General features: G+C 55.8%; 22 protein-coding genes. 15 read left to right on the top strand and 7 right to left on the bottom strand.

Features of this window, described 5'->3' with window-relative positions; translation table 11 throughout:
• The first annotated feature begins 1 nt into the window (after position 1).
• Entirely contained in the window at positions 2-1,291 is a 1,290-nt protein-coding gene (gene thrC, locus NYE85_RS00960) for a threonine synthase (RefSeq protein ID WP_259002473.1), read from the top strand.
• Positions 1,292-1,335: 44 nt separating this feature from the next.
• Here the strand turns inward: thrC and yaaA are convergent, their stop codons facing one another.
• Positions 1,336-2,109, bottom strand: coding sequence for a peroxide stress protein YaaA (yaaA, locus tag NYE85_RS00955; protein WP_259002472.1), 774 nt, complete (start codon positions 2,107-2,109; stop codon positions 1,336-1,338).
• 107 nt (positions 2,110-2,216) lie between these two features.
• Complete coding sequence (locus NYE85_RS00950; RefSeq protein WP_259002471.1) at positions 2,217-3,650, bottom strand: sodium:alanine symporter family protein; 1,434 nt, start codon at positions 3,648-3,650, stop codon at positions 2,217-2,219.
• A 381-nt stretch (positions 3,651-4,031) separates the two neighbouring features.
• Here NYE85_RS00950 and tal point away from each other — a divergent pair, with 381 nt between their 5' ends.
• The 3 genes from tal (at position 4,032) to NYE85_RS00935 (ending at position 7,148) form a co-directional block, all read left to right on the top strand.
• A complete protein-coding gene (gene tal, locus NYE85_RS00945) occupies positions 4,032-4,985 on the top strand; it encodes a transaldolase (protein WP_259002470.1) in 954 nt (317 codons plus the stop codon).
• A 147-nt stretch (positions 4,986-5,132) separates the two neighbouring features.
• On the top strand, positions 5,133-5,720 hold the full coding sequence (gene mog, locus NYE85_RS00940) for a molybdopterin adenylyltransferase (protein ID WP_259002469.1): 588 nt from the start codon (positions 5,133-5,135) through the stop codon (positions 5,718-5,720).
• 120 nt (positions 5,721-5,840) lie between these two features.
• A complete protein-coding gene (locus tag NYE85_RS00935) occupies positions 5,841-7,148 on the top strand; it encodes an MFS transporter (RefSeq protein ID WP_259002468.1) in 1,308 nt (435 codons plus the stop codon).
• Between the two features lie 44 nt (positions 7,149-7,192).
• Here the strand turns inward: NYE85_RS00935 and satP are convergent, their stop codons facing one another.
• Entirely contained in the window at positions 7,193-7,792 is a 600-nt protein-coding gene (gene satP / locus NYE85_RS00930) for an acetate uptake transporter (RefSeq protein ID WP_259002467.1), read from the bottom strand.
• Between the two features lie 324 nt (positions 7,793-8,116).
• Here satP and dnaK point away from each other — a divergent pair, with 324 nt between their 5' ends.
• The 4 genes from dnaK (at position 8,117) to nhaR (ending at position 13,751) form a co-directional block, all read left to right on the top strand.
• The gene (gene dnaK, locus NYE85_RS00925) at positions 8,117-10,030 is read left to right on the top strand and encodes a molecular chaperone DnaK (protein ID WP_259002466.1); all 1,914 of its coding nucleotides are present in this window, start codon (positions 8,117-8,119) and stop codon (positions 10,028-10,030) included.
• 107 nt (positions 10,031-10,137) lie between these two features.
• Entirely contained in the window at positions 10,138-11,268 is a 1,131-nt protein-coding gene (gene dnaJ, locus NYE85_RS00920) for a molecular chaperone DnaJ (protein ID WP_259002465.1), read from the top strand.
• Positions 11,269-11,498: 230 nt separating this feature from the next.
• Complete coding sequence (gene nhaA, locus NYE85_RS00915) at positions 11,499-12,665, top strand: Na+/H+ antiporter NhaA (RefSeq protein ID WP_259002464.1); 1,167 nt, start codon at positions 11,499-11,501, stop codon at positions 12,663-12,665.
• Between the two features lie 189 nt (positions 12,666-12,854).
• Entirely contained in the window at positions 12,855-13,751 is an 897-nt protein-coding gene (gene nhaR, locus NYE85_RS00910) for a transcriptional activator NhaR (RefSeq protein WP_259002463.1), read from the top strand.
• Between the two features lie 65 nt (positions 13,752-13,816).
• On the opposite strand, the gene rpsT is transcribed toward nhaR, so the two are convergent.
• Positions 13,817-14,080 carry a 30S ribosomal protein S20 gene (gene rpsT / locus NYE85_RS00905; RefSeq protein WP_039991180.1) on the bottom strand — a complete coding sequence of 88 codons (264 nt, stop codon included), beginning with the start codon at positions 14,078-14,080 and terminating at the stop codon, positions 13,817-13,819.
• A 392-nt stretch (positions 14,081-14,472) separates the two neighbouring features.
• Here rpsT and ribF point away from each other — a divergent pair, with 392 nt between their 5' ends.
• Genes ribF through ispH form a run of 5 tightly spaced genes read left to right on the top strand, consistent with a single transcriptional unit; the run spans position 14,473 to position 20,201 of the window.
• A complete protein-coding gene (ribF, locus tag NYE85_RS00900) occupies positions 14,473-15,411 on the top strand; it encodes a bifunctional riboflavin kinase/FAD synthetase (protein ID WP_259002462.1) in 939 nt (312 codons plus the stop codon).
• A 31-nt stretch (positions 15,412-15,442) separates the two neighbouring features.
• Complete coding sequence (ileS, locus tag NYE85_RS00895; RefSeq protein WP_259002461.1) at positions 15,443-18,259, top strand: isoleucine--tRNA ligase; 2,817 nt, start codon at positions 15,443-15,445, stop codon at positions 18,257-18,259.
• A 14-nt stretch (positions 18,260-18,273) separates the two neighbouring features.
• Positions 18,274-18,795 carry a signal peptidase II gene (lspA, locus tag NYE85_RS00890; protein ID WP_259002460.1) on the top strand — a complete coding sequence of 174 codons (522 nt, stop codon included), beginning with the start codon at positions 18,274-18,276 and terminating at the stop codon, positions 18,793-18,795.
• Position 18,796: 1 nt separating this feature from the next.
• Complete coding sequence (fkpB, locus tag NYE85_RS00885; RefSeq protein WP_259002459.1) at positions 18,797-19,267, top strand: FKBP-type peptidyl-prolyl cis-trans isomerase; 471 nt, start codon at positions 18,797-18,799, stop codon at positions 19,265-19,267.
• Positions 19,248-20,201, top strand: a complete 954-nt coding sequence (ispH, locus tag NYE85_RS00880; protein WP_259002458.1) for a 4-hydroxy-3-methylbut-2-enyl diphosphate reductase — start codon at positions 19,248-19,250, stop codon at positions 20,199-20,201. Before fkpB ends, ispH begins: the two co-directional genes overlap by 20 nt.
• Before the next feature lie 46 nt (positions 20,202-20,247).
• Here the strand turns inward: ispH and NYE85_RS00875 are convergent, their stop codons facing one another.
• On the bottom strand, positions 20,248-21,120 hold the full coding sequence (locus NYE85_RS00875; RefSeq protein WP_259002457.1) for an AraC family transcriptional regulator: 873 nt from the start codon (positions 21,118-21,120) through the stop codon (positions 20,248-20,250).
• Positions 21,121-21,341: 221 nt separating this feature from the next.
• On the opposite strand from NYE85_RS00875, the gene NYE85_RS00870 reads away from it, so the two are divergent.
• The gene (locus NYE85_RS00870; protein ID WP_259002456.1) at positions 21,342-22,649 is read left to right on the top strand and encodes an alpha-glucosidase/alpha-galactosidase; all 1,308 of its coding nucleotides are present in this window, start codon (positions 21,342-21,344) and stop codon (positions 22,647-22,649) included.
• A gap of 78 nt (positions 22,650-22,727) precedes the next feature.
• Positions 22,728-23,987, top strand: a complete 1,260-nt coding sequence (locus NYE85_RS00865) for an MFS transporter (protein WP_259002455.1) — start codon at positions 22,728-22,730, stop codon at positions 23,985-23,987.
• A gap of 183 nt (positions 23,988-24,170) precedes the next feature.
• Here the strand turns inward: NYE85_RS00865 and NYE85_RS00860 are convergent, their stop codons facing one another.
• Both NYE85_RS00860 and ilvD read right to left on the bottom strand, forming a co-directional pair.
• The gene (locus NYE85_RS00860; protein WP_259002454.1) at positions 24,171-25,073 is read right to left on the bottom strand and encodes a dihydrodipicolinate synthase family protein; all 903 of its coding nucleotides are present in this window, start codon (positions 25,071-25,073) and stop codon (positions 24,171-24,173) included.
• A complete protein-coding gene (gene ilvD / locus NYE85_RS00855; protein ID WP_259002453.1) occupies positions 25,073-26,785 on the bottom strand; it encodes a dihydroxy-acid dehydratase in 1,713 nt (570 codons plus the stop codon). The genes NYE85_RS00860 and ilvD overlap by 1 nt, the downstream gene beginning before the upstream one ends.
• Positions 26,786-26,787: the final 2 nt, after the last annotated feature.

The raw sequence follows: 26,787 nt of genomic DNA, 5'->3' as shown, positions 1-26,787 counted from the left end.
CATGAAACTGTACAATCTTAAGGATCACAACGAACAGGTCAGCTTCGCACAGGCGATCAAACAGGGCCTGGGCAAGCAGCAGGGGCTGTTCTTCCCACTGGAACTGCCGGAGTTCGAACTGACCGAGATCGATCATCTGCTGGAACTGGATTTTGTTACCCGCAGCACGCGTATTCTGTCCGCGTTTATTGGTGAGGAAGTCAGCGAAGAGGCGTTGCACAAGCGGGTCAAGGCGGCGTTTGAGTTCCCGGCGCCGGTGGCACAGGTGCAAGATGACATTGCCTGTCTGGAGCTGTTCCACGGCCCGACGCTGGCGTTCAAGGATTTCGGCGGCCGTTTTATGGCGCAGATGCTAGCGGAAGTGGCCGGCGATCAACCGGTGACCATTCTGACCGCCACCTCCGGTGATACCGGCGCGGCGGTGGCGCATGCGTTCTACGGCCTGAAAAACGTGCGCGTGGTGATCCTGTATCCGCAGGGCAAGATCAGTCCGCTACAGGAAAAACTGTTCTGCACGCTGGGCGGCAATATCCACACCGTAGCTATCGACGGTGATTTTGACGCCTGCCAGGCACTGGTAAAACAGGCGTTTGACGATCAGGCGTTGAAACAGGCGCTGCATCTCAACTCCGCCAACTCGATCAACATCAGCCGCCTGCTGGCGCAGATTTGCTATTACTTCGAAGCGGTGGCGCAACTGCCACAGGAAGCCCGCAACCAACTGGTGGTTTCGGTGCCCAGCGGCAACTTTGGTGATTTGACTGCGGGTCTGCTGGCCAAGTCGCTCGGCCTGCCGGTGAAGCGTTTTATCGCTGCCACCAATGCCAACGACACGGTGCCGCGTTTCCTGGTGAACGGCCAATGGCAGCCTAATGCCACCGTTGCTACCCTGTCCAACGCCATGGATGTCAGCCAGCCCAACAACTGGCCGCGGGTGGAAGAGCTGTTCCGTCGCAAGATCTGGCAGTTAAAGGATCTGGGCTACGGCGCGGTGAGTGATGAAACGACCAAAGAGACCATGAAAGAGCTGGCGGCGCTGGGCTACATTTCCGAGCCGCATGCGGCGATTGCCTATCGGCTGCTGCGTGATCAACTGAAGGAAGGGGAGTTCGGGCTGTTCCTGGGTACCGCGCATCCGGCCAAGTTCAAGGAGAGCGTAGAAGCGATCCTGGAGCAGCAGCTGGCGTTGCCCAAGGCGCTGGCGCTGCGCGCCGAACTGCCGTTGCTGTCGCATTCGCAGAGCGCCGACTTTGCCGAATTGCGCAAATTCCTGATGGCATTGCCGGCCTGAGGGTAGCGTTGCCGCATTGAAAAGCCGTCATCTGACGGCTTTTTTTATTGTTCCGGGCGCTTGAACACCAGTTCATTACCGTTAGACGCCGCCCGATCGAAGGCGTAGCCTTCCAGATTGAAATCGGCCAGCTGTTCGGCGTTGGTCAGACGATTTTTGATAATAAAACGGCTCATCAAGCCACGGGCCTTCTTGGCATAGAAGCTGATGACCTTGTACTTGCCGTTCTTCTCGTCGAGGAACACCGGTTTGATCAGCGTGGCGTGCAGCTTGGCGGTTTTGACCGACTTGAAGTATTCGTCTGACGCCAGGTTCACCACCACTTTATCCCCTTGCAGCTCCAGCGCTTCGTTCAGCTTTTTGGTGATTTTCTCACCCCAGAAACTGTACAGATCCTTGCCCTTGGGGTTTTCCAGCCGGATGCCCATCTCCAGACGATATGGCATCATCAGATCCAGCGGACGCAACACGCCGTACAAACCGGACAGCATGCGCAAATGCCGTTGTGCAAAGTCAAAGTCCTGCTCGCTGAAGTCCTGCGCCTGCAGGCCGGTATAAACGTCGCCCTTGAACGCCAGCAACGCCTGACGGGCGTTGTCCGGGGTAAAGGTCGGTTGCCAGTCGCTAAAACGCGCGGCGTTCAGCCCTGCCAGCTTGTCGCTGATGCCCATCAGGCTGGAAATTTGCGCCGGCGTCAGTTCACGGCAGATCTTGATAAGCTGCCGGGATTTATCCAGCAGTTCAGGTTGCGTGAAGCGTTCAGTTGCCAGCGGGCTTTGGTAGTCGAGGGTTTTAGCAGGGGAAATAATAACGAGCATGGCCACATCCTGTTTATCAAAGTGTGGATACTGTAGCAAAAAGCGCGGGGAAAAGGGGCAATTGGTCTGATAGGGCGCACTTTAGGTGCGCCCTGAATCGTTGGACGTTACTGCGGCTTGTTATCCTCCCAGACGCCGGGTTCCAGTTGGGATTTCAGCTCCGGATAATGCTGTGGATCGAAGGTCGGCAATTTACCCAGCGCGCGTTGTTGGTTGTAATCACGCGCCAGCTTCAACGCCACGCGGGAAAGCAGCAGGATCGCCGTCAGGTTGGTGATCGCCATCAGCGCCATCGCGGTATCGGCCATTTTCCACACCATCGGCAGCTCCGCCAACGCGCCGAACATCACCATTCCCAGAGCTACGCAACGGAATATCAGCAAGCGCGCGGGGTGATTGTGCTCCAGAAAGATCAGGTTGTTTTCGGCATAGGCGTAGTTGGCAATGATCGACGTAAAGGCAAAAAAGAAGATGGCAATGGCGACAAACGGCGAGCCCCAGCTGCCGACCGCGCTGGACAGCGCACGCTGCGTCAGTTCGATGCCGCTGATACCGGCGCTCGGGTTATCCAGCGCGCCGGAAGCCAGAATAATCGCCGCGGTGGCGCTACAGATGACGATAGTGTCGATGAACACGCCGAGCATTTGTACATAGCCTTGCGAAGCGGGGTGTGGCGGATAGGGCGCTGCAGACGCTGCGGCGTTTGGCGCCGACCCCATACCGGCTTCGTTGGAGAATAACCCGCGCTGTACGCCGTGGGTCATTGCCTGAGAAATTCCATAGCCCACCGCACCGGCCGCTGCTTCTTGCAGACCAAAGGCGCTTTTGACCACCAGGGTGAAAATGGCCGGGAGCTGCTCGATATGCTGGGCAATAACCCAAAAGGCCAGCAGCAGATAGGCGATAGCCATGATCGGCACCACCAGCTCCGCCACGCGGGCAATGGAGCGAATACCGCCGAAGATCACGATGCCACTCAGTATCACCAGGCCAATACCGACATACAACGGATTAAAGTCGAAGGCGACCGCGCTGGCCTGGGCAATGGAGTTGGCCTGAACCGCGTTGAATACCAGGCCGAAGGCGATGATCAGGAAGATGGAAAACAGCACACCCATCCAGCGCATCCCAAGACCCTTTTCCATGTAATACGCCGGGCCTCCACGGTAGTTACCGCGATCGTCGCGGGTTTTGTACAGCTGGGCCAGCGTGCTTTCAATGAACGAGGTAGCCATGCCGATGAAAGCCACCACCCACATCCAGAAGATGGCGCCGGGGCCGCCAGCGGTCAGGGCAATGGCAACGCCGGTCAGGTTGCCGGTGCCAACGCGCGCGGCCAACGTGGTACACAATGCCTGGAAGGAAGATATCCCCGAACTGTCGCTTTTATTGCTGTTCTTTAGCACCGAGAACATGTGGCCAAAGTGGCGTAACTGAATAAAACGAGTGCGCAGAGTAAAGTAAATGCCGGTACCAAGCAGCAGATAGATCAGTACCGAGCCCCATAAGATATTGTTAATAAAATTAATCAGATCCGTCACGGATCCCTCCTTGTTAGCGACGTAAGGCGCACAGCGCGGCATTCACCGGGGTGAAATGCATAGGTCTAGTTTTTTACCCGCGTTTAGCCGGAAGCAGACGCGTTTCGGCGAGCCGAGGTTTTTCTCAGGTTTTTCTGTCAATTGCACACAATTTTGGAAATTTAACATTATTTTTTCAACCCAAAGCACGTTATTGTCTTTTAAAACTGTAGGAAATGGCGAAAGATAGCGGCGTAAACGGTTGCTCGCCCAAGGATAAAACACACGCTGTCTGGCCACGATTTTCCAGCCTTGCGCCGGGCCTGGCGCATGTTATTATCAGCAAAGGGCATGGTTGAACGATGCCAAAAGTTCATGCACAAACGATGAGATAATGCCAACATGACCGATAAATTGACTTCCCTACGTCAGCTCACTACGGTGGTTGCGGACACGGGTGATATTGCTGCAATGAAGCTGTATCAACCGCAAGATGCCACCACCAACCCTTCGCTGATCCTCAATGCAGCCCAAATTCCTGAATACCGCAAACTGATCGACGAAGCCATTGCCTGGGCGCGTGAGCAGAGCAGCGATCGCGAACAGCAAATCGCCGACGCCGCCGACAAACTGGCGGTTAATATTGGTCTGGAAATCCTGAAGCTGGTGCCAGGTCGCATCTCCACCGAAGTGGACGCGCGTCTGTCTTATGACACCGAAGCCAGCGTTGCCAAGGCCAAGCGTCTGATTAAACTGTATAACGAAGCTGGCATCAGCAACGATCGTATCCTGATCAAACTGGCTTCGACCTGGCAGGGCATCCGCGCGGCGGAGCGTCTGGAAAAAGAAGGCATCAACTGTAACCTGACCCTGCTGTTCTCCTTTGCTCAGGCTCGCGCCTGCGCCGAGGCCGGCGTCTACCTGATTTCTCCGTTTGTTGGCCGTATCCTCGACTGGTACAAGGCGAACGGCGACAAGAAAGAATTTGCGCCGCACGAAGATCCGGGCGTGGTATCGGTTACCGAGATTTACCAGTATTACAAGCAGCACGGCTACGATACCGTCGTGATGGGTGCCAGCTTCCGTAACGTTGGTGAAATCATCGAACTGGCAGGTTGTGACCGCCTGACCATCGCGCCTGCGCTGTTAAAAGAGCTGGCAGAAAGCGAGGGCGCGCTGGAGCGCAAACTGTCCTACACCGGTGAAGTCAAAGCGCGTCCGGCCCCGCTGACCGAGCCTGAGTTCTACTGGCAGCACAACCAGGATCCAATGGCGGTTGAAAAACTGACCGACGGTATCCGCAAGTTTGCCGTAGACCAGGGCAAACTGGAAAAAATGATCGCCGATCTGCTGTAATAACCGCAGACAATGCTGAAAAAGGTGGCTTAGGCCGCCTTTTTTTATGTGCGCGGCTTCCGCCGACGGCCAGACGCCGTATACTCTGCGCATTGATAACAGGAGGGGAAACAACCCGTCCGACGTCTTCAGGCAGTAGAGGTAAGCATGGATACATTACGCATTGGTTTGGTTTCAATTTCTGACCGCGCTTCCGGCGGCGTTTATCAGGATAAAGGCATTCCGGCGTTGGCCGAATGGCTGGCTGGTGCGCTGGCAACGCCGTTCAAACTGGAAACTCGTCTGATCCCCGATGAACAGATGCTGATTGAACACACGCTGTGTGAGCTGGTGGATGAGATGGGCTGCCATCTGGTGCTGACCACCGGAGGTACCGGCCCGGCGCGGCGCGATGTAACACCGGACGCCACGCTGGCGATTGCCGACCGCGTCATGCCGGGTTTTGGTGAGCAAATGCGGCAAATCAGCCTACACTATGTGCCGACGGCAATTCTTTCACGTCAGGTGGGGGTGATCCGCAAGCAGGCGCTGATCATCAACCTGCCGGGTCAACCGAAATCGATCAAGGAAACGCTGGAAGGGGTCAAGGATCCGCAGGGCGGCGTGGTGGTGCATGGCATTTTTGCCAGCGTGCCGTACTGTATCCAACTGCTGGAAGGCCCGTATGTGGAAACCCATGATGCGGTGGTCGCCGCTTTTCGCCCTAAAAACGCGCGCCGGGAGCCCAATTCATAACGAGCGCGCTAAAGGTAAAGAGTAGGGTGGTGTGAAAATAATTTGCCGTTATAGTAAGCATACGTTTACAGCGTATCCGCGGATACGCATGATTCCAACTGCTTCCTCTGACGGTACCCTATGCATCACGATAATAATCGCCGGTTGAACCGGCAAGACTATAAAACTCTGACGTTGGCTGCGCTGGGCGGAGCGTTGGAGTTTTACGATTTCATTATCTTCGTTTTCTTCGCCGCGGTAATGGGTGAACTGTTCTTCCCGGCAGACATGCCTGAATGGCTGCGACTGATGCAGACCTTCGGCATCTTTGCCGCCGGCTATCTGGCGCGCCCGCTGGGTGGCATCATCATGGCGCATTTTGGCGATCTGGTGGGCCGCAAGAAGATGTTCAGTTTGAGCATTTTATTAATGGCGCTACCGACGCTGGGTATGGGCCTGTTGCCAACCTACGCCAATATTGGCATCGCTGCGCCGTTATTGCTGCTGTTGCTGCGTATGTTGCAAGGTGCCGCTATCGGCGGCGAGGTGCCGGGTGCCTGGGTATTTGTGGCCGAACACGTTCCGCGCAAGCGCATTGGCTTCGCCTGTGGAACCCTGACCGCCGGGCTGACCGTCGGCATCCTGCTGGGGTCGCTGGTGGCGACCATCATCAATACCACCCTCAGTCCGACAAGCATTGCCGCCGGCGGTTGGCGTATCCCGTTCCTGCTGGGCGGTGTGTTTGGTTTGATAGCCATGTATTTGCGCCGCTGGCTGCGGGAAACGCCGATTTTTATCGAAATGCAGGAGCGCAAGGCGCTGGCGGAAGAGCTACCGCTGAAATCGGTGGTGGTGAACCATAAGAAAGAAGTGGTGGTGTCGATGCTGCTGACCTGGCTGCTATCGGCCGGTATCGTGGTGGTGATCCTCATGACGCCCACCTACCTGCAAAAGCAGTTCGGTATCGCGCCGGCGCTGACCTTGCAGGCCAATAGTATTGCCACCATCATGCTGATTTTCGGCTGCATCAGCGCCGGTCTGGCGGCAGACCGCTTTGGCGCCAGTAAAACCTTTATGGTGGGTAGCGTACTGTTGGCGGCATGCAGCTGGTGGTTCTATCAGACGGTGGGGGTTCGCCCTGAAATGCTGTTTGCCTGCTATGCGCTGGTGGGGTTTAGCGTAGGCGTGGTGGGGGCGGTGCCTTATGTGATGGTGCGCGCTTTCCCTGCAGAAGTGCGGTTTAGCGGCATTTCGTTTTCATATAACGTTGCGTACGCCATTTTTGGTGGTTTAACTCCAATATTTGTGACCTTGATCATGAAGTTAACCCCGTTAGCGCCCGCTTACTATGTGTTAGCGCTGTCGGTGCTTGGGTTGGCGTTGGGCATTTATCTGCATCGTGACCTGAACGGCGAGCGCCAGACACAGCGCAGCGGATCGCTGGTATAAAAAAGGCCCTGCGTTTAACCCGCAGGGCCTGTCATTGATACAGTTTATGCTTGTGCTGACAGCGTTACTTGTGCCGTCGGTTTTACTTCGCCGATTGGCAACACCTTGCGGCCCAGTTGCTCATTAAGCACTTCTGCCATGGCCAGATAAATGGCGCTGGCGCCGCACAGCATCCCTTCATAGCCTGCAAAGCGCAAAATGGCCGCGTTGCCGGTGATGTTGCCGATCGCCAGCAAGGTAAACAGCAGCGTCAGGCTGGCAAACACGAACTGTAATGCCCGGTTGGCGCGCAGCGTACCGAAGTACATAAACAGTGTGAAGATGCCCCACAGTGCTAGATAGACGCCGAGGAAGGTGGCGTCGGTTGGCTCAGCCAGCCCCAGGCGCGGCAGCAACAGCACCCCGACCAGACTCAGCCAGAAGCTGCCGTAGGCGGTAAAGGCGGTCAAGCCAAAGGTATTGCCTTTCTTGTATTCGAGCAGCCCGGCAAGAATCTGCGCCAGCCCTCCGAAGAAGATCCCCATGCTGAGAATAACGGACGTCAGTGGAAAAAATCCCGCATTGTGCAGGTTCAGCAAGACGGTGGTCATCCCGAAGCCCATCAGACCCAGAGGGCCAGGATTCGCCAACTTGTTGGTGTGCATATGTCCTCTGCAATAACAGAAAATTAATGAAAACAGCTTATTTAAAAAAGAAATGACCCGAATGGCGGAAAAAAGGCTAATTTCCATCAGAGCGCGCGGCATCATAATGATCCGCCGAGCAGGAAACAATGATCTGACAGGGGATAAAAAAGAAATTTTTTTTGCCTTGCCCCTTGATGCCGGTCGGGATGACCCCATCTTATTCTCAACCGCAGTTGCTAACCGCGTTGAGGCGTGAACTTTCGGGCAGTTGAAAAGCAAAAAAACGCCCGCATATTGGTTAGCAACCTGACCGAACATGAATTTATTAGTGGAGACGTTTAGATGGGCAAAATTATTGGTATCGACCTGGGTACTACCAACTCTTGTGTAGCAATTATGGATGGTAACAAGGCACGCGTGCTGGAAAACGCCGAGGGCGACCGCACAACTCCTTCGATCATTGCATATACCCAGGATGGTGAAACTCTGGTTGGCCAGCCGGCTAAGCGTCAGGCTGTTACTAACCCGCAGAATACCCTGTTTGCGATCAAGCGCCTGATTGGCCGTCGCTTCCAGGACGAAGAAGCACAGCGTGACAAAGACATCATGCCGTACAAAATCATCGGGGCGGATAACGGCGACGCATGGCTGGAAGTGAAAGGCCAGAAAATGGCACCGCCGCAGATCTCTGCCGAAGTGCTGAAGAAAATGAAAAAGACGGCGGAAGATTACCTGGGTGAACCGGTAACTGAAGCGGTTATTACCGTACCGGCCTACTTCAACGATGCGCAGCGTCAGGCGACCAAAGATGCCGGCCGTATCGCGGGCCTGGAAGTAAAACGTATCATCAACGAACCGACCGCAGCTGCCCTGGCCTATGGCCTGGACAAAGAAGTCGGCAACCGTACCATCGCGGTTTATGACCTGGGTGGTGGTACCTTCGATATTTCGATTATCGAAATCGACGACGTTGACGGCGAAAAAACCTTCGAAGTGCTGGCGACCAACGGTGATACCCACCTGGGTGGTGAAGACTTCGACAGCCGTCTGATCAACTATCTGGTTGATGAATTCAAGAAAGACCAGGGTATCGACCTGCGTAACGACCCACTGGCGATGCAGCGTTTGAAGGAAGCAGCTGAAAAAGCGAAGATCGAACTCTCTTCCGCTCAGCAGACCGATGTAAACCTGCCGTACGTGACGGCAGACGCCACCGGTCCAAAACACATGAACATCAAAGTGACCCGCGCAAAACTGGAGTCACTGGTGGAAGACCTGGTTACGCGTTCCATTGAACCGCTGAAAGTGGCGCTGAAAGATGCCGGCCTGTCGGTTTCCGACATTCAGGACGTGATCCTGGTGGGCGGTCAGACTCGTATGCCAATGGTTCAGAAAAAAGTTGCCGATTTCTTCGGTAAAGAACCGCGTAAAGACGTTAACCCGGATGAAGCGGTAGCGATCGGTGCTGCGGTCCAGGGCGGCGTGTTGGCCGGTGATGTGAAGGACGTGCTGCTGCTGGACGTTACCCCGCTGTCGCTGGGTATCGAAACCATGGGCGGTGTAATGACTCCACTGATCACCAAGAACACCACCATCCCGACCAAGCACAGCCAGGTATTCTCGACCGCCGAGGACAACCAGTCTGCGGTAACCATCCATGTGCTGCAGGGTGAGCGTAAACGCGCCAACGACAACAAGTCGCTGGGCCAGTTCAACCTGGACGGTATTCAGGCAGCACCGCGTGGCATGGCGCAGATCGAAGTGACTTTCGACATCGATGCCGACGGCATTCTGCACGTTTCTGCCAAAGACAAGAACACCGGTCGCGAGCAGAAAATCACCATCAAGGCTTCTTCTGGTCTGAACGAAGAGGAAATCCAGAAAATGGTGCGTGATGCCGAAGCGAACGCCGAGTCTGACCGTAAGTTCGAAGAGCTGGTACAAACGCGCAACCAGGCGGATCACCTGATCCACGGTACCCGTAAGCAGCTGGAAGAAGCAGGCGAGCAACTGCCGGCTGAAGACAAAACGGCTATCGAAAGCGCACTGAAAGATCTGGAAACCGCAGCGAAAGGCGAAGACAAAGCCGACATCGAAGCGAAAACCCAGGCGCTGGTGCAGGTTTCCGGCAAACTGCTGGAAATGGCTCAGGCTCAGGCGCAGGCACAGGGTGCTGACGCAGGTGCAGACAACGCGGCGAAGAAAGACGACGACGTGGTCGATGCCGAGTTTGAAGAAGTTAAAGATAAAAAATAATCGCCCTTAAGCGGGCACGGTAACGTCGACTGTGGCGTTACCGGAAACCAGCACGGGCGTCGAGGCAACTCTACGCCCGTGCACGCATGTTAAGGGTTTGCAAAATAATGGCGAAAAGAGACTATTACGAGGTTCTTGGCGTCGCCAAAACGGCGGATGAGCGCGAAATCAAAAAGGCCTACAAGCGCCTGGCGATGAAATACCATCCGGACCGTAACCAGGAAACAGACGCCGAAACCAAGTTTAAAGAGATCAAGGAAGCTTACGAGATCCTGACTGACGACCAGAAACGCGCCGCTTATGACCAATACGGTCACGCTGCGTTTGAGCAGGGCGGGATGGGCGGTGGTGCCGGTGGTTTTGGCGGCGGTGCCGACTTTAGCGATATTTTCGGCGACGTGTTTGGCGATATCTTTGGCGGCGGTCGCCGTCAGCGCGCCAGTCGCGGTTCCGATCTGCGTTACAACATGGAACTGTCCCTCGAAGAGGCGGTGCGTGGCGTAACCAAAGAGATCCGTATTCCAACGTTGGAAGAGTGCGACGTCTGCCATGGCAGCGGCGCCAAGCCGGGCAGTTCACCGGTGACCTGTCCAACCTGTCACGGCCAGGGCCAGGTGCAAATGCGCCAGGGCTTCTTCACCGTGCAGCAGGCATGTCCACATTGTCATGGCCGCGGTCAGATCATTAAAGATCCCTGCAATAAGTGCCATGGTCATGGCCGGGTGGAAAAATCCAAAACGCTGTCGGTGAAAATTCCTGCCGGCGTGGATACCGGCGACCGCATTCGTCTGGCAGGCGAGGGCGAGGCCGGTGAGCACGGTGCGCCTGCGGGCGACCTGTACGTTCAGGTTCAGGTGAAGGCTCACCCGATTTTCGAACGTGAAGGTAACAACCTGTATTGCGAAGTGCCGATCAACTTTGCCATGGCTGCGCTGGGCGGTGAAATCGAAGTGCCGACGCTCGACGGGCGTGTCAACCTGAAGGTACCGGCGGAAACGCAGACCGGCAAGCTGTTCCGCATGCGTGGCAAAGGGGTTAAATCTGTACGTGGTGGCAGCCAGGGCGATTTGCTGTGCCGCGTAGTGGTGGAAACCCCGGTTAAACTCAACGATCGGCAGAAACAGCTGCTCAAAGAGTTGGAAGAGAGCCTGGGTGGCCCGTCCGGTGACAAGAACAGCCCACGTTCGAAGAGCTTCTTCGATGGCGTGAAAAAGTTCTTTGACGATCTGACGCGTTAAGCGTTGCCGTTATTCCTCTATGACAACCCCGGTTTCTAACCGGGGTTTTTATTTGCCGTAAGGCCAGTTATAACCCTATATAAAATGTGACTTAAGGCTCTTATGAATCGATTATTCCGAGTATTTGTGCATTAATAAACTTGTTTTTTCGAATCATTATGCGGGCTATACTCAGTTTATCGTTTGGAAAGCGAAGCGGAAACGCGATGCTGATACCGGGAGCAAACCGAGTGACCAATATTATTCGTCAATTTTTACGCCAGGAAGCCGCTGGCGGCGTAATACTGATCGTGGCGGCCATTATTGCCTTGATCATGGCCAACACCCCGGCCCAGGGGATTTATCAGGCCTTTCTGAATTTACCGGTGATGGTGAAGATTTCCTCGCTGGAAATTGCCAAGCCACTGCTGCTGTGGATCAATGATGGCCTGATGGCGATCTTTTTCCTGGTGGTCGGGCTGGAAGTCAAACGCGAGCTGATGCAAGGCTCGCTGGCAGGGCGGGATAAAGCCATTTTCCCGGCCGTCGCTGCATTGGGCGGCATGCTGGCGCCGGCGCTGATTTACCTGCTGTTCAACGGCGCCGATGAGGTGACGCGTCAGGGCTGGGCGATCCCGGCGGCGACGGACATTGCCTTTGCGCTTGGCGTGATGGCGCTGTTGGGCAATCGTGTGCCGACCAGTCTGAAAGTCTTCCTGTTGGCACTCGCCATCATTGATGATCTGGGCGTCATTATTATTATTGCGCTGTTCTATACCCATGAGGTGTCGATGACGGCACTGGGGGTGGCGGCGGCGGCGGTGGCGCTGCTGGCGATCATGAACTGGCGCGGGGTGGGTAAAACCTCCATCTACATGATAGTTGGCCTGGTGCTGTGGGTGGCGATCCTGAAGTCTGGAGTGCACGCGACCCTGGCCGGTGTTATTGTCGGCTTTATGATCCCGTTGAACGTCAAGAAGGGGCCGTCACCTTCGGAAACCCTGGAACACGAGTTGCATCCTTGGGTGGCGTTTTTGATTCTGCCGTTGTTCGCCTTTGCCAACGCCGGCGTATCACTGCAAGGCGTCACGCTCGACGGGCTGACCTCGTTGCTGCCGATGGGCATTGCCGCCGGGTTGTTTATCGGCAAGCCGCTGGGCATCTTCCTCTTTAGTTGGTTGGCGGTGAAGATGGGTATCGCGCGGCTGCCCGAGGGGATCGGATTTAAACAGGTATTTGCCGTTTCGGTGCTGTGCGGTATTGGTTTCACCATGTCGATCTTTATCGCTTCGCTGGCCTTCAGCGAAACCATGGTTGCCCTGAGCACGTATTCTCGCCTGGGCATCCTGTTGGGGTCGACGATGGCGGCGACGGTTGGCTATAGTCTGCTGCGTCTTTCGTTGCCAAAAGTAAGGTAGTTCGATTAGGTTAACCATTCATCTGATCGATGCACTACACTATCTGGTCGGAGCTGTAGGGAGATTTTCCTGTAGCTTCGGCCACGTTGTTTGGAGCAAGCGTTGTAATTCGTGGTCCGAATAACAAAGGGAGTTTGTCGCTTAATCCGGCAGACCGTTTGCCGCAGCGAAACGTAAGGAGTTCACCGCGTGAGAATGTCGCATATCAACTTTAATCATCTCTACTACTTCTGGCAGGTTTGCAAAGAAGGATCGGTGGTTGGCGCTGCCGAAGCGCTGTTTCTGACACCACAGACCATCACCGGCCAGATTAAGGCGCTGGAAGAGCGGCTGGATGGCAAGTTGTTCAAACGCCAGGGGCGGGGGCTGGTGCCTACTGAACTGGGTCAGTTGGTATTCCGCTACGCGGACAAGATGTTTATGCTCAGCCAGGAAATGCTGGATATCGTCAACTACCGCAAAGAATCCAATTTGCTGTTTGACGTCGGCGTGGCGGATGCCCTGTCCAAACGGCTGGTGAGCCAGGTGCTGGAAACCGCAGTGGTCGATCACGAACAGATTCACCTGCGCTGCTTTGAATCGACGCACGAGATGCTGCTGGAACAGCTGAGCCAGCACAAGCTGGACATGATTATTTCAGACTGTCCGGTAGACTCCAGCCAGCAGGAAGGGCTGTTTTCGTTGAAACTGGGTGAATGCGGCATCAGCTTCTTCTGCCGACAGCCGGTGCCGGACCTGCCGTTCCCCGCCTGTCTGGAACAGCGTAAGCTATTAATCCCCGGCCGTCGTTCCATGCTCGGGCGTCAATTGCTCAACTGGTTCAATACCCAGGGCATCCAGGTAGAAATTCTCGGTGAATTTGACGATGCGGCATTGATGAAGGCGTTCGGCATGTATCACAATGCCATCTTCGTGGCGCCAACGCTGTATGCGCAAGATACCTATAATGACGACGCGGTGGTGGAAATCGGTCGTATCGATAACGTGCAGGAAGAATATTACATCATCTTCGCTGAGCGAATGATCCAGCATCCGGCGGTGCAGCGGGTGTGCAACAAGGACTTTTCGGCGCTGTTCAACTTCTGACGTTGACGACAGGCGTAAAAAAACCGGCCAAGGCCGGTTTTTTCAACAAGCAGACAACGTAATGCTTATTGCATTGCGTTGATGCGCGCGGACAAGTTTGACTTATGACGCGCTGCTTTGTTTTTGTGGATCAGGCCTTTAGCTGCCTGGCGATCCACAAGTGGTTGCATTACGGTGAATGCGTTTTGTGCTGCTTCTTTATCGCCAGCTGCGATAGCTGCGTCTACCTTCTTGATGAAGGTACGCACCATTGAGCGACGGCTAGCGTTATGCTTGCGGCGTTTCTCAGACTGTACGGCGCGTTTCTTAGCTGATTTGATATTAGCCAAGGTCCAACTCCCAAATATATTCTATTGAGGACAATTCAAAGGCCGAGGAATATGCCCTTTTAGCCTTCGTTTGTCAATGGATTTGTGCAAATAAGCGCCGTTTGTACGGGCGGCACTTGCTACGTTGTGATGGCGCAGGATTTTACCAGCTTCGGCCATGGGAATACAGTGTTTCGCGAGAAAATTCGCCACTGTTTGCTGCGTGGTGATGCCAAGCCATTGCTGCCGGGCATAAAACCGGCGTTCGCCGCCGGAGAAACTGCGGTTTAGACGTTTCTCCGGCGGCGTATCTCCGGTATGGTGTGACTATTACATCCAAGGAAGCAATCGCGGGTTAACCTTAACCGCTGTACAAGGTATAATCCGCCGATTTCCACTGTTTTGAGCCAGCTATGGAGCTAATTCGCGGCATTCACAATATCCGGGCACGCCACCGTGGTTGCGTGCTCACCATCGGCAACTTTGACGGCGTTCATCGCGGTCACAAGGCGCTGCTGGAGCAGCTGGAGCAAGAGGGCAAACGCCTTGGGCTGCCGGTGATAGTCATGATTTTTGAGCCGCAACCGCTGGAACTGTTTGCAGCGGACAAGGCGCCGGCCCGTCTTACGCGCCTGCGTGACAAGGCCAAATATCTGGCGCAGGCCGGGGTAGATACCCTGCTGTGCGTCAAGTTCGATCCCCGTTTTGCCGCCAATACCGCGCAGGCGTTCATTGCCGAGCTGCTGGTGGAGAAACTGGGCGTCAGGTTCCTGATGGTGGGGGATGACTTTCGCTTCGGTGCCAATCGCATTGGCGATTTCCCACTGTTGCAAAAAGCCGGCGAGGAATACGGCTTTGAGGTAGTCAGCACGCCGACCTTCCGTGAGGGCGAGCGGCGCATCAGCAGCACGGCGATTCGCAATGCGCTGCGTGATGACGACCTGCCGCTGGCGGAAAAGCTGCTCGGGCATCCGTACAGCATTTCCGGGCGCGTGGTGCACGGCGACGAGTTGGGGCGCACCATCGGCTTTCCTACTGCCAACCTGCCGCTAAAACGCCTGGTTGCCCCGGTAAAAGGGGTCTATGCGGTGGATGTGTATGGCCTGGGGCCCCAGCCGCTGCCGGGCGTGGCCAATATCGGCACCCGCCCGACCGTTGCCGGCGTGCGTCAGCAACTGGAAGTGCATTTGCTGGATGTCACAATGGATCTTTATGGGCGCCACCTTGACGTGGTGCTCCGCGCAAAATTGCGCAATGAACAGCGTTTTGCTTCGCTCGATGCGCTGAAGCAGCAAATCGCCAATGATGTGGTGACGGCCCGGAGTTTCTTCGGGCTAAAGACACCGGTTTAATCTCACAAACCGAAACGAGATCGAGAATCTAATGAGTGACTACAAGAACACCCTGAACTTGCCGGAAACAGGGTTCCCGATGCGCGGCGATCTCGCCAAGCGCGAACCTGGCATGCTGCAACGTTGGTATGAACAGGATCTGTACGGGATTATTCGTGCTGCCAAAAAGGGCAAAAAAACCTTCATTCTGCATGACGGCCCTCCGTATGCGAACGGCAGCATTCACATTGGTCACTCGGTTAATAAAATTCTCAAAGACATTATTATCAAGTCGAAAGGGATGTCCGGCTTCGACTCGCCATACGTACCGGGCTGGGACTGCCATGGCCTGCCGATTGAACTGAAAGTGGAACAGCTGTACGGCAAGCCGGGCGAAAAGCTCACGGCGGCGGAATTCCGCCAGAAATGCCGCGAGTATGCCGCCGAGCAGGTTGAAGGCCAGAAAAAAGACTTCATCCGTCTGGGCGTACTGGGCGATTGGGATCGTCCGTACCTGACCATGGACTTCAAAACCGAAGCCAACATCATCCGCGCGCTGGGTAAAATCATCAGCAACGGTCATCTGCTGAAAGGCGCCAAGCCGGTACACTGGTGTACCGACTGCGGCTCGTCGCTGGCCGAAGCAGAAGTAGAATATTACGACAAGACCTCGCCGTCGATCGACGTGGCGTTCCAGGCGGTCGATCCGGCTGCGGTGGCCGCCAAATTCGGCGTCAGCAGCGTCAATGGCCCGGTTTCGCTGGTCATCTGGACCACCACGCCTTGGACCTTACCGGCTAACCGCGCCATCTCGCTGCACCCGGACTTCACCTATCAATTGGTACAGATTGACGGCCAATGCCTGATCCTGGCGGCGGAGTTGGTGGAAAGCGTGATGAAACGCGCCGGTATTGCCGACTGGCAGGTGCTGGGCAGCTGCCAGGGTGGCGATCTGGAGCTGTTGCGCTTCCAGCATCCGTTCATGGGGTTCGACGTGCCGGCGATCATGGGCGACCACGTCACGCTGGACGCCGGTACCGGTGCGGTGCACACCGCTGGCGGCCACGGCCCGGACGACTTTGTGATCAGCCAGAAATACGGCCTGGAAATCGCCAATCCGGTAGGGCCGAACGGCTGTTACCTGACCGGCACTCATCCGCTGCTGGACGGCAAGTTTGTCTTCAAGGCCAACGATCTGATCGTAGAGATGCTACGCGACGCGGGCGCGTTGCTGCACGTAGAAAAACTGGTGCACAGCTACCCGTGCTGTTGGCGTCATAAAACGCCGATCATCTTCCGCGCTACGCCACAATGGTTCATCAGCATGGATCAAAAAGGCCTGCGTCAGCAGTCGCTGGAAGAGATCAAGGGCGTGCAGTGGATCCCAGACTGGGGCCAGGCGCGCATTGAAATGATGGTGGCGAACCGCCCGGACTGGTGTATCTCGCGTCAGCGTACCTGGGGTGTGCCGATGTCGCTGTTCGTGCATAAAGACACCGAGCAGCTGCATCCCCGCAGCGTCGAGCTGATGGAAGAGGTCGCCAAACGCGTGGAGCAGGACGGCATCCAGGCATGGTGGGATCTGCAACCGGCCGATATCCTCGGCGCGGAAGCGGCCGACTACGTGAAAGTGCCGGATACGCTGGACGTCTGGTTCGACTCCGGGTCGACCCACGCGTCGGTGGTTGACGTGCGCCCCGAGTTCCATGGCCATGGTGCGGACATGTACCTGGAAGGCTCCGATCAACACCGCGGCTGGTTTATGTCCTCGTTGATGATCTCCACCGCCATGAAGGGCAAGGCACCTTACAAAGAAGTGCTGACCCACGGCTTCACCGTCGACGGTCAGGGCCGCAAAATGTCCAAGTCGATCGGTAACACTATCAGTCCTCAGGACGTGATGAACAAGCTGGGCGGCGATATTCTGCGTCTGTGGGTCGCGTCGACCGATTACACCGGCGAGATCGCGGTATCTGACGAAATCCTGAAGCGTGCAGCGGATTCCTATCGTCGCATCCGCAACACCGCGCGTTTCCTGCTGGCGAACCTCAATGGCTTCGATCCAAGCCGCGACTGCGTGGCGCCGGACGAAATGGTGGTACTGGATCGCTGGGCAGTCGGTCGTGCACAGGCGGCACAGCTGGATATCGAACAGGCATACGCCAATTACGATTTCCACGAAGTGGTACAGCGCCTGATGCAGTTCTGTTCGGTCGAGATGGGGTCGTTCTATCTGGATATCATCAAGGATCGCCAGTACACCGCGAAGAGCGACAGCGTCGCCCGCCGCAGCTGTCAGACTGCGCTGTTCCATATTGCGGAAGCGCTGGTGCGCTGGATGGCGCCGATCATGTCCTTTACCGCAGACGAAATCTGGGGCTTCCTGCCGGGTAAACGTGCGCAATACGTCTTTACCGAAGAATGGTACGACGGCCTGTTCGGCCTGGCTGAGGGCGAAAGCATGAACGACGCCTTCTGGGCCGAGCTGCTGAAGGTTCGTGGCGAAGTGAACAAGGTGCTGGAACAGGCGCGGGCGGACAAACGCCTCGGCGGTTCATTGGAGGCTGCGGTGACGCTGTATGCCGATGACGCGCTGGCGGCCCGCTTGAACAGCCTGCAGGATGAGCTGCGCTTTGTGCTGCTGACTTCCGCTGCGCGCGTTGCACCGCTGGCAGACGCTCCGGCAGATGCCCAGCAGAGCGAATTGCTGAAGGGTCTGAAAATCGCCTTCGGTACTGCTGAAGGCGAGAAGTGCCCACGCTGCTGGCATTTCACTACCGACATCGGCAAGGTAGCGGAGCACGCAGATCTCTGCGGCCGCTGTGTAACCAACGTTGCCGGCGACGGCGAAAAGCGTAACTTTGCCTAATGAACAAGTGCCTGATGAAAAAACCGATCTGTTCGACCGGCCTGCGTTGGCTGTGGCTGGTGTTGGTGGTGCTGGTGCTGGATTTTGCCAGCAAGCAGTGGATCCTGAGTCATTTTGTGCTGGGCCAGTCCCAGCCCTTGATCCCCTCGTTTAACCTGTACTATGCACGTAACTACGGCGCGGCGTTCAGCTTCCTGGCCGACCATGGCGGCTGGCAGCGCTGGTTCTTTGCCGGCATTGCCATCGCGATTGTGGTGGTGCTGCTGGTGATGATGTATCGCAGCCAGGCGACGCAGAAGCTGAACAATATCGCCTACGCTTTTATTATCGGTGGGGCGCTGGGTAATTTGTTCGACCGCCTGTGGCATGGCTTCGTGGTCGACTTTATCGATTTTTACGTCGGCAACTGGCATTACCCGACCTTCAATCTGGCAGACAGCTTCATCTGCGTAGGGGCTGCGATGATCGTATTAGAAGGTTTCCTGCCGGCCAGCAAGCGGGCAGGCGACAGCCAGGACAAGCAACAAGGTGAGTAACATGACGGCCCAAGTACAACCCGACAGCGCGGTGCTGGTGCACTTTACGCTGAAACTGGAAGACGGTTCCACCGCGGAATCTACGCGCGGTAACGGCAAGCCGGCGCTGTTTCGCCTTGGCGACGGCAGTTTGTCGGCGCCGTTGGAGCAGCAGCTGGTTGGCCTGCGTGCCGGCGATAAATGCGCGTTCACGCTACAACCGGAAGACGCTTTTGGCGACAATAACCCGGATCTGATTCAGTTCTTCTTGCGCCGTGACTTTGCGCAAACCGGCGTGCCGGAAGTGGGCACCATTATGCTGTTCACTGCCATCGACGGTAGCGAAATGCCGGGCGTGGTGCGTGAAGTTGCAGAAGAATCGGTGACCGTTGATTTTAACCATCCGCTGGCGGGACACCCGGTGACCTTCGATATCGAGGTACTGGAAATCGACCCGCAGCAGGAGGAGACGCATGCAAATATTGCTGGCTAACCCTCGCGGCTTTTGTGCCGGGGTTGATCGTGCGATCAGCATCGTGGAACGTGCGCTGGAGCTTTATGGCGCGCCGATCTACGTGCGTCACGAAGTGGTGCATAACCGCTACGTGGTGGACAGCCTGCGCGCACGCGGCGCGGTGTTTATCGAAGAAATTGCCGAAGTACCGGACGGCTCGATTCTGATCTTCTCGGCACACGGCGTTTCGCAGGCGGTGCGAGCCGAAGCCAAAGCGCGCGAATTGACCATGCTGTTTGACGCCACCTGTCCGCTGGTGACCAAAGTGCATATGGAAGTCGCGCGCGCCAGCCGCAAGGGTACCGAGGCGATCCTTATCGGTCACGCCGGACACCCGGAAGTCGAAGGTACCATGGGCCAGTACAGCAATCCGCAAGGGGGCATGTACCTGGTTGAATCGCCGCAAGACGTGTGGAAATTGCAGGTGAAGAACGAAGACAACCTGTGCTTTATGACGCAAACCACGTTGTCGGTGGATGATACTTCGGACGTGATTGACGCATTGCGTCAACGCTTCCCGAAAATCATCGGCCCGCGCAAGGACGACATCTGCTACGCGACCACCAACCGGCAGGAAGCGGTGCGCAATCTGGCAGGAGACGCGGACGTGGTGCTGGTGGTTGGCTCGAAGAACTCCTCCAATTCCAATCGGTTGGCCGAGCTGGCGCAGCGGGTTGGCAAACCTGCTTATCTGATTGATTCTGCGGCAGACATTCAGGAGCAATGGCTGAAAAATGCCAGCAACATCGGCGTTACCGCCGGGGCTTCGGCGCCGGATGTGCTGGTGCAGGATGTGATCGGTCGTCTGAAGGCGCTGGGCGGCAAAGAGGTGCATGAGATCACCGGCCGTGAAGAGAATATCGTGTTCGAGGTGCCGAAAGAGCTGCGGATGGACATCAAGCAGGTTGATTGAGCCACTAGCGGCAAGGTAACGGGGAGCTTCGGCTCCCCGTTTTGCGTTACAGCGTCGGCGCAATCAGCCGAGGCGCGATGCGCGCGTCAAGGCTCTGGCCGTCTGCGCCGTGGCGCCAGGCGCTTGGCGTCAGTCCATGTACCTGTTTGAATGCCTTGGAAAAATGCAGTTGGTTGGCGTAGCCGACCGACAGGGCGACAACCTTGATGGCCGCACTACCGTGGCGCAGCAGGCCGGCGGCGATGCCCATACGATACTGCAACAGATATTCTTTTGGCCCGAGTCCAAACTCGGCCTTGAACAGTCGACTCATATAACTGCGATTAATGCTGCAATAATCGGCAAGCTGCGCGATAGAGATATTCTCGTGGTAACGGCTCTCGATATATTTTATCGCCTTTGCCAGGTGACGCTGCTTCTCCGGCGGCTTTGCTTTGGGGGACGCATGCGCATTGGCAATCAGCGCGGAAAAAAACAGGTAGCTCAAGCCAATAATCTTCAGCCAGGCTTCGTTTTGTTGGTGTGCGACAATCTCTGTCAGATAACCTCGCTCAGCGGCGTCGGGCGTATAGCGTTGCGGGCGATAAATCGGCATTTGGCGGCTGAGACGGCATTGCTGAAAGATATTGGCCGCCATCAGCCCGTCAACTTCGATCCACATGTAGTGCCAGGGGTACTGCTGGTCGGCGCTGTAGGTGGTGATATCGTGCGGATAAATCAGAAAGCCCTCGCCGGGTTGCACGCTAAAAGTACCATGCTCGGTACGTAAGGTACCGGTACCGGATATCACATAATGAAATAGATAATGCTGGCGCACCGCCGGGCCGAAACAGTGGCCCGGTGCACAATCTTCGACGCCAAACTGGAACACGTTCAGCTCGATGTTCGAAGTGTGTGCCAGGGTAAAACTCTTATGCATCAACCGCTCCCTTCACATTGGCATGCCATGGCATTAACGGTAGCAGCTTGTTGTCATGTCGTATGTTGTTCTGTAAGTACAGCAAGACCCAGCTCACACTTTCCCCCGAGCGTCATTTTTACCCATAAGCAGGTCACTTTCCTCCATATACAACCACTCGGCCGAACACTATTTTCAACACACACCAACGGTAATCTGCCTCGCAACAGTGGAGAAATGAGATGATTAAAGTGACGTTTATGGGGGCTGGCAGCACTATCTTTGCCAAGAATGTATTGGGAGATATCATGTGCACCCCGGCCTTACAGGAAGTGGAAATCGCGCTGTACGATATTGATAGCGGCCGCTTGAATGAATCGCTGACCATGCTCAATAACATCAATCAAAACGTTAACGGCGGCAAAGCGATCATCACGCCTTATCTCGGCGTCGAGCAGCGTCGTGCGGCGCTGAAAAATGCAGATTATGTGGTGAACGCTATCCAGGTTGGCGGCTACGATCCCTGCACCGTCACCGACTTTGAGGTGGCGAACCGGTTCGGCCTGCGCCAGACCATTGCCGATACGCTGGGCATTGGCGGCATCTTCCGCGCTCTGCGTACCATCCCGGTGCTGTTTTCCTTTGCGCGCGACATGGAGGAGGTCTGCCCTGACGCCTGGCTGTTGAACTACACCAATCCGATGGCTTCACTGACCGGCGCGATGCTACGTCATACCGGCGTGAAAACCGTCGGGCTGTGTCACAGTGTTCAGGTGTGCGCAGAAACGTTGTTGAAAAGCGTGGGCATGCCGAGCGATGGCGTACAGTTCCATATCGCCGGCATTAACCACATGGCCTGGTTGCTGGATATACGACGCCATGGCCAGGATCTCTATCCGGAAATCAAACGCCGGGCCGCCGCGCTGCATGACAAGCATGATGATATGGTGCGTCATGAAATCATGAAAACCTTCGGTTATTACGTGACCGAGTCCTCCGAACATAACGCCGAATATATGCCTTACTGGATCAAGCGCAACTACCCGGAGCTGATCGAGCGCTTTAATATTCCACTCGATGAATATCCGCGCCGCTGCGTCGAGCAAATTGCCCAGTGGGAGCAGCAAAAACAGGCGCTGACCCACGATGCCCACCTCAGTCACACGCGAACTCATGAGTACGCTTCGTACATCATCGAGGCGATGGAAACCGATCGGCCGTACAAGATCGGCGGTAACGTGCTCAATACCGGGTTGATCACCAACCTGCCCAATGAAGCCTGCGTGGAGGTACCTTGCCTGGTGGATGGACAGGGGGTCACGCCGTGTCACGTCGGTAACTTGCCGGAGCAACTGGCGGCGCTTAACCGCACCAACATTAATACTCAATTGCTGACCATTGAAGCGGCGGTGACCCAGAAACGCGAGGCGATTTACCATGCCGCGCTGCTTGATCCACATACTTCGGCCGAATTATCCATCGATGACATTCGCAAGCTGTGTGATGCCCTGATCGAAGCCCACGGCGACTGGCTGCCGGCGTACCACTAACCGTTCTCTCCTGCATATCACTTCCTCCAATAACACCACGGGCGCGGATCCCGCGCCTGCAAAAAGGGATGGCGAGCTATGTACTATCTAAAAAACAAGAATTTCTGGATATTCAGCGGCTTTTGCTTCTTCTACTTTTTCATCCTTGGTTCGATTCTGCCTTTCTTTCCCATCTGGCTGCATGACGTCAACCACCTCGACCAACAGCAAACCGGCCTGGTGTTTTCGATTACTGCGTTCTTTGCCCTGGTTTGCCAACCGGTGTTTGGCGTGATCACCGATAAATTTGGGCTAAAAAAACACCTGTTGTGGATGATTATCATATTGCTGGTGTTTTTGGCGCCGTTGTTTATCTATGTGATATCGCCGTTACTGCAAACGCATTTTTGGCTCGGTGCACTGCTGTGTGGTCTCTACCTTGGGCTGGTGGCCAGCGGCGGTTCGCCGGCGATTGAAGCCTACGTTGAAAAAGTCAGTCGCCGCAGCCATTTCGAATATGGCCGGGTACGGCTGTTTGGCTGTATCGGCTGGGCGATTTGCGCTTCCATCGTCGGCTACATGTTTACCATCAATAACCAGTTTTCGTTTTGGCTGGCGTCGGGCTGCACGCTGATTCTGGCGCTGCTGCTGTTCCTGTTCCGGCCAGAAACAAGCCACACCGTGACGGTGGCAGACCAGTTGGCGTTGAACAAGAACCCGGTAAGCGTGCGGTCCGCGCTACAACTGCTGAAGATGCGCAAATTTTGGTATCTGGTGATGTATATCGTCGGCGTGGCCTGCGTATATGACGTATTTGATCAGCAGTTCGCCAATTTCTTCACCTCGTTCTTTCAGGATCGTCATGCCGGTACCCAGGCATTTGGCTATGTCACCACCCTCGGGGAGTTTCTCAACGCTTTCATCATGTTTTTTGCACCGTTGATCATTAACCGCATTGGCGGCAAAAATGCTTTGTTGATCGCCGGGGTCATCATGTCGGTACGGATTATCGGATCGTCCTTTGCGGATTCGGTTCCGGCAGTGATCGTATTGAAAACGCTGCATATGTTTGAAGTGCCGTTTTTGCTGGTCGGCATTTTCAAGTACATCACCACGCAATTCGACGTCAAGCTGTCAGCTTCCATCTACCTGTTTGGCTTCTGTTTTTTCAAGCAGCTTTCGGCGATCGTCATGTCATACGCGGCCGGCATGATGTATTCGGCGTACGGTTTCAAAACGGCCTATCTGATCCTGGGGTGCATTGCGCTGTTGTTTACCTGTGTTTCGGCCTTTACGCTAAGTGGCAAAGCGCCGGCAGCCTTTGCCGACAAAAGCCGCCTGGCCACGCCAGCCCCCTAGCACCAGCCGCTATACGCTGCGCGGTGGCCGCTGGCGACCATCGCCGATGAGGCGCTGGTATTAACCGGGTGAGTACGTTTTATCCTAGGGGGCTTTTGCCCCCTTGCTGCGCTTGGCTATTGGTTGCCTTGCCGTTTATCCTGGCGCTGGGCCCAGAGTCGATCGAGATAAGGCAGCCACCGGTTACAGTGAAAACCGGTTCAGGAATTGGTCGATCATCTGATGATCCTCCGGCGCCAGTTGCCAACCGGGATGGCGGCAATAGTCGGTAGCGATGATATTGCGCCGATGTAAAATCGTTTTCTCAATCTGGATGATGTATTCGCAGTGGCTCATCCAACGTTGGATATAAGGCAATAATGCCTGGTGCAGTTGCTGCGCCCGCTCTACTTCGCCACCTTGCCAATGACGAAAAATACTCAGGTAAACCTCGCTGAACGAACAACCCGGCATCACGCCTTTACCGCCTGCGGCCAATATTTGCAGCATATAAAGGCCAGCATAGCCGTTTAGCACGTTGGCCTGTGGGGCCAATTGCAAAAACTCCCGGGTGTAATCCACCGGTGGATTACATTCAATCTTGAAGACGGCATGGGGATAGCGGGCTGCCACGTCGGCCAATTGTTGCGGGGTGATCGGCAAACCGGTTTCGCCCGGCGCATATTGCACCATTACGGGGATCTCTACCGCCTCCAAAACGGCAAAAATATGCTGCTGGATCGCCTGCGGGCTGGGTTGCAGAAAGAACGGCGGCAACAGCATCAAGGCATCAGCCCCCAGTTTTTGATAATGCCGGGCGCGTTTTACGGCGACTTCGCTGCTGTGATCGGTGATCGATATAGCGCGATATAGCGACGCCCCCGCCAATTCGTTGATAAATATTTCCGCCAGACGCTCACGTTCGCGTTCCTCGAGTTTTGGGAATTCGCTGGCGATGCCAAACAGCGTCATGCCTTGAACGCCGGTTGCGGCCAAATGTTCCAGTAGATGTATAAAACTCTGTGGGTCGGTCTCGCCATTAGCCTTGAACGGCATCGCGACGATCGGGTTGACCCCGGCAATATTAGTCGCTTGGTAACGGTTCATTACTTCACCTCCCGATCGGCTAATACGGCACCCTGCGCGGCAGGTAAAGCCCAGCGGCGATATAAACGCAGGAAGCCGCGTGGTACCTCTTTGTCCACCGGCTGCCAGCGTTGACGCCGCTGCGCCAAAACCGCCTCGCTGACGTGCAGTGTCAGGGTTCGCATGGGAATATCGACGGATATCTCGTCGCCGTTCTGCACCAATGCCAGTTCGCCACCGTCCACCGCCTCAGGCGATATATGTCCGACAAACAACCCTCGGTTGGAGCCGGAAAAACGGCCGTCGGTGATCAGGGCACAGCTGTCGGCTAATCCCATGCCCTCCAGAGATTTCATTGGCTTGTACATTTCCGGCATGCCGGGGCCACCTTTGGGACCTTCATAGCGCAGAACCAGGATACTACCCGGTTTGATATGGCCAGACATTATCGCCTCAACAGATTCCAGCTCGCTGTTGAACACCACGGCAGGCCCACGGAAACACATTAAATTTTCCGGAACGGCGGCCGGTTTTACGACGCAGCCGAGCGGTGACAGATTGCCGTGCAGTACCGCGACGCCGGCCTCATTACGCACCGGAATAGCCAAGGTGTGGATGACCTCCGGGCGTCGACTTGGCTGCGTTTTCGCCAATAGTTCAGCCTTGGTTTTACCGGTAACGGTTAATGCATTGAGATCGAGCAGCCTGGCAATCTCAATCTCTACTGCCGGTACGCCACCCGCCTCCCAAAAATCGATCATGTCGTGTTCGCTGGCCGGGTAGAGCGAAGCGACCAACGGTACCTGATGGCTCAACTCATCGAAGACAGACAGAGGCAGATGGCCCAGTTCCGCTTCGTAATGAATGGCTTGCAGATGCAGAATGGCGTTGGTAGAGCCTCCCGTAGCCAGCAGGTAGATCACCGCATTGCGGATTGAGGCAGCGGTGATGATCTGGCGCGCGTTGATGCCTTTCAATACCAGTTCGACCGCGGTGCGCCCGCTGTCGATTGCGCACGTACGGCGCGCGTCCGAAACTGCGGGCAGCGTGCTACTGCCTGGCAGACTCATGCCGAGCACTTCGGCGATACAACACATGGTATTGGCAGTGCCATACATGGTGCAGGAGCCAGGACCGGGTTCGGCGATATTTTCGATATGTGCAAATTCTGCCTCATCGATTTCGCCTCGCATCTTCCAACCGATGGCCTCGGTGACGATATTGCCATCCCAGTGTTTGCCTTTATATTCTGCCGGGTACATCGGTCCGCCATTGACCATAATAGCCGGAATGTCCAACCGTGCCGCAGCCATCAGCATAGCGGGAACGATTTTGTCGCAAGAACCCAGCAATACCATACCGTCGAAACGATGGGCACGCATCATCACCTCGATTGAGGCGGTGATCACTTCGCGAGCGGCCAGAATATAGCGCATGCCGAGATGCCCTTCGGCGATGCCATCACAGGGAGCGATAGTGCCAAATACCATGCCGACGCCGCCGGCTTCTTCAATGCCTTGCAATACCTTGGCCGTCAGTTCGTTCAGATTGGCATGACCGGCGGTGGCATTGGTATAGCTGTTGACCACGGCGATCACCGGGCGGCGCAGCTGTTCGTCACTGTGCCCCATGGATTTGTACAGCGCGCGCTTCAAAGCGCCGTCATCGCCTTCCAGAATGGGGTTGAAATGCGTGCTGCAACCACCGTTGCCGCAGGTTCCACATCCGCTCATAG

The organism is Serratia sp. AKBS12, from assembly GCF_024793895.1.
Taxonomy (GTDB): domain Bacteria; phylum Pseudomonadota; class Gammaproteobacteria; order Enterobacterales; family Enterobacteriaceae; genus Serratia_F.
The sequence above is the reverse complement of the archived record's forward strand: the minus strand, read 5'-3'. Positions and strand labels throughout refer to the sequence as shown.

Bases quoted from the DNA above. Each gene is read 5' to 3' on its own strand.
- thrC (WP_259002473.1), top strand. From the start codon at position 2: ATGAAACTGTACAATCTTAAGGATCACAACGAACAGGTCAGCTTCGCA.
- yaaA (WP_259002472.1), bottom strand. From the start codon at position 2,109: ATGCTCGTTATTATTTCCCCTGCTAAAACCCTCGACTACCAAAGCCCG.
- tal (WP_259002470.1), top strand. From the start codon at position 4,032: ATGACCGATAAATTGACTTCCCTACGTCAGCTCACTACGGTGGTTGCG.
- mog (WP_259002469.1), top strand. From the start codon at position 5,133: ATGGATACATTACGCATTGGTTTGGTTTCAATTTCTGACCGCGCTTCC.
- NYE85_RS00935 (WP_259002468.1), top strand. From the start codon at position 5,841: ATGCATCACGATAATAATCGCCGGTTGAACCGGCAAGACTATAAAACT.
- satP (WP_259002467.1), bottom strand. From the start codon at position 7,792: ATGCACACCAACAAGTTGGCGAATCCTGGCCCTCTGGGTCTGATGGGC.
- dnaK (WP_259002466.1), top strand. From the start codon at position 8,117: ATGGGCAAAATTATTGGTATCGACCTGGGTACTACCAACTCTTGTGTA.
- dnaJ (WP_259002465.1), top strand. From the start codon at position 10,138: ATGGCGAAAAGAGACTATTACGAGGTTCTTGGCGTCGCCAAAACGGCG.
- ribF (WP_259002462.1), top strand. From the start codon at position 14,473: ATGGAGCTAATTCGCGGCATTCACAATATCCGGGCACGCCACCGTGGT.
- ileS (WP_259002461.1), top strand. From the start codon at position 15,443: ATGAGTGACTACAAGAACACCCTGAACTTGCCGGAAACAGGGTTCCCG.
- lspA (WP_259002460.1), top strand. From the start codon at position 18,274: ATGAAAAAACCGATCTGTTCGACCGGCCTGCGTTGGCTGTGGCTGGTG.
- fkpB (WP_259002459.1), top strand. From the start codon at position 18,797: ATGACGGCCCAAGTACAACCCGACAGCGCGGTGCTGGTGCACTTTACG.
- ispH (WP_259002458.1), top strand. From the start codon at position 19,248: ATGCAAATATTGCTGGCTAACCCTCGCGGCTTTTGTGCCGGGGTTGAT.
- NYE85_RS00875 (WP_259002457.1), bottom strand. From the start codon at position 21,120: ATGCATAAGAGTTTTACCCTGGCACACACTTCGAACATCGAGCTGAAC.
- NYE85_RS00870 (WP_259002456.1), top strand. From the start codon at position 21,342: ATGATTAAAGTGACGTTTATGGGGGCTGGCAGCACTATCTTTGCCAAG.
- NYE85_RS00865 (WP_259002455.1), top strand. From the start codon at position 22,728: ATGTACTATCTAAAAAACAAGAATTTCTGGATATTCAGCGGCTTTTGC.
- NYE85_RS00860 (WP_259002454.1), bottom strand. From the start codon at position 25,073: ATGAACCGTTACCAAGCGACTAATATTGCCGGGGTCAACCCGATCGTC.
- ilvD (WP_259002453.1), bottom strand. From the start codon at position 26,785: ATGAGCGGATGTGGAACCTGCGGCAACGGTGGTTGCAGCACGCATTTC.